Below are 2958 nucleotides of genomic sequence, written 5' to 3'. Positions count from 1 at the left end.
CCGGGGGCAATCTGCGAGGGGGCCATGAAAAAATTGACATTGACGGCCAGAATTAATCCGCCAATGGTCAACAAAAAGAAGCGACTCAGCTTTGAACGCTGGTCCTTATTTCCAATGAAAGATTTAATTTTATTAATCATCATATTAAATTCGGTCTTCGTACCTCAGTGAGCCTCCAGAAATAACTTCCTGATAAAGATACTAAAGGGTGGTGGAGACCCTTATGGTCTGCCAGGACTTAGCCGGTGATAATTCCTTATTTTTTCCAATTTTCGCCAGTTGTCCTCGTTGGCGAGCCATTTCATGAAGTTGACTCCATGCCGCAAGTAGATCAGGTACTCCTCGGGGTTCACGTTACCTCCATAAAATTCCCTGATCGTCCAATTGAACGCATACAGATTACTGGCGCTGATCATGTAGGGTAAGCAAGCTAACTCCTTCTCACTCAATGGGCCAATGCCGGGTTTGTTCCTGAGCGTATTTTGATAGGCATCGATAAATAACCCAGTTTTTTCGAGGTGGAGCTCCCCATCTTTCTGATCATTCCAGGATGAAAAGAAGTAGGTAATTGCAAGAGCAATATCGAAACAGCGAAAATCAACCTTAGACCAATCGAAATCAAACAGCCCAATAATTTTAAAGCCTCGGAATTTGAGATTCCCCGGATGATAGTCAGAATGAATGATCTGCCGGTGAAGAAGCGAGCTTTCTTGTGTACCCAGAGCATCCTGTGTCGTGGCGAGGCTATCTTGGATGAGGCTGAGGTGTTCTTGAAAGTAAGAGTCGAATATTGTACTGCCTAGATTTCGAGAACAATGATCTACGTAGTTGGCGATATCAGGGAGAAGTTCCAAAATTCCCGGTTCGTATCTTTTCCCAGCCGGGTCCAAATCGGAAACCGCATTGTGGAATTGTGCCAAGACAGTCGCGGCGTTTGCGATCTCCTGATCCGTGCATTTAGGATTTTCCCAGGTGTATTTGTCCACCCCTGGAAGAAAGTCAAAAATGGCGTAAAAAATTTCTGCCTTTTTACCACCAGGATCCTCGAGGCGTTTGACATAAGTTCTTCCATCCCGAGTTGGTATGACCTCTGCAACCAGCTCAAATCCCTTCTCTGTCAGATGGCGAATGATCGAGTGTTCGAATTGGATTTCTTCTTCTTTGATCCCCTCTTTGTATCTTCTGAAGAAGTATTTTTTCCTTTCGCCAGCGCTCATTGTTTCAATAATATAACTGATATTCACGTACCCTAAAAGGAGTTCATAATTCGTTAATGCCCCAATTTGATAATGATTTGAAATGATCTCATATAACAGGGATACTTGTTGTGCACTCATTTTCTGGCCTCGACGCCTAGATAAAATTTTAAAAGATTAGACTCAAGCCCGCATCGGGATTACAAACATGCAATGCCAGAGCTGAAAAAGCCTCATTCAAAATATCCAGTCAACCATTCACCGAATTTGTATGAATTCATAACCAGGATCTGATCTTTCGCTACTAAACTGAGCTCAATTTGATGTACAAGACACTTAAGCGTATTTTTCTACAGATATGCAAACTATTTCGTAACTGCTCAACCTTTCATTCCTTCGGCAACCTCAGGACAGGTCTGAACCCTTCGCTTATCGTCATTCTAAGCGCAGCGAAGAATCTCTCCATCACTCAGGATAAACTCCGTGAAGAATCTCCTCTCTTGGAGACCCTTCATTTCATTCAAAGCTTGTCCTGAACCCAGTGAAGGAGTGACAAAGAGCGGATTGTAACTTCTCTAGGGGCTGAACAGTTACACTAAATCTTAGATCCACAAGAATCTCGAATGATAAGCTCACCTTTAAGCATAATTTTTTGCAGGGGTTGATCAGGATTCTTGATACGGTCAAGGAGTAACTTAGCTGCAAATTCTCCCAACTGGTATGTAGGTTGAGCAATCACTGTAAGCGGGGTTTTCAGAGCAATATTCCAGGGGGTATCATCAAAGGCAACCAGGGCAAGCGCTTCTGGAATTTGGATATCATGTTGATAAATCGCTTCGAGTGCGCCAAGAGTCATGAGATTGTTCGCGATCAATAAAGCAGTAGGGCGTTCAGGCAGATTAAGTAATTCTTCCATCGCCGCGCAACCACCCCCTTGACGGTATTGACCGTTTACAATCAAATCATCTTCGATTGGGATGTCCAGATTGGTCAGAGCCTCCTTGTAACCCTTGAGTCGCTCTTGTGAGGTACTGATATGTAAAGGGCCACCAATGTAACCGATTCTACGATGCCCCAGTTTTGCAAGGCATTCTGTTGCCTGGAAAGATGCTGAAACATTATCAATCACAACAGAGTCAACCAAAAGATATTTAGATTCTCTGTCAATAGCTACCATTGGTATATCACTTTTAGCGAGATCCTGGTAACAATCATCATATCCAGAAGTCAATGCCAGTATGATTCCACCTACGCCATCGCTTATGAGAGAATTGAGATGCATTTTTTCTATTCGAGGATCTTCTTTGGAATTTCCAAGTATTAAAACATAATCCGAGCTTTGCAAGACACTTTCAATCCCGGCCAAACAACCAGTAAAGAAAGGGTTTTGGATATCTGAAAGCACAACACCAATTTTGAGCACTGCGCCAATACGCAACTCGCGTGCAGCTCGGTTTGGGCTGTAGCCAAGTTCTTTAATAGCCCGATCGACGCGCTTGCGTCGCCTGGGGCTGACTACATCACTTCCGGTGATTACTCTGGACACTGTCGCGGTTGAAACGCCTGCACGATCAGCAACTACTTTGATTGTGATATTAGATTTTTTTTTCCGCATTAGAATAACCTGAGTGTCAAAGGGAAAACTTTGAGTTTGGAAGGCACATTGGCGGTTAATTACCGCTAATGCTCGTATTTAAAAGCAACATCTCTATCCTAAGATTCAGGATTGACGGACCATTAACAATCCTATCCTAGCCATCAA

At 43.3% G+C, this 2958-nt stretch carries 2 protein-coding genes; both read right to left on the bottom strand.

Annotated features, from left to right (window positions below; genetic code table 11):
- Window positions 1-221 precede the first annotated feature (221 nt).
- Window positions 222-1337 (bottom strand): phosphotransferase, encoded by a 1116-nt coding sequence (locus AC3DOM_RS09620; RefSeq protein ID WP_487918827.1) that lies wholly within the window; start codon window positions 1335-1337, stop codon window positions 222-224.
- 454 nt (window positions 1338-1791) lie between these two features.
- On the bottom strand, window positions 1792-2811 hold the full coding sequence (locus AC3DOM_RS09615; RefSeq protein WP_487918826.1) for a LacI family DNA-binding transcriptional regulator: 1020 nt from the start codon (window positions 2809-2811) through the stop codon (window positions 1792-1794).
- Between the last annotated feature and the right edge of the window lie 147 nt (window positions 2812-2958).

Source organism: Candidatus Desulfolinea nitratireducens (genome assembly GCF_982879505.1).
This window is presented reverse-complemented; position numbering and strand designations above follow the sequence as displayed.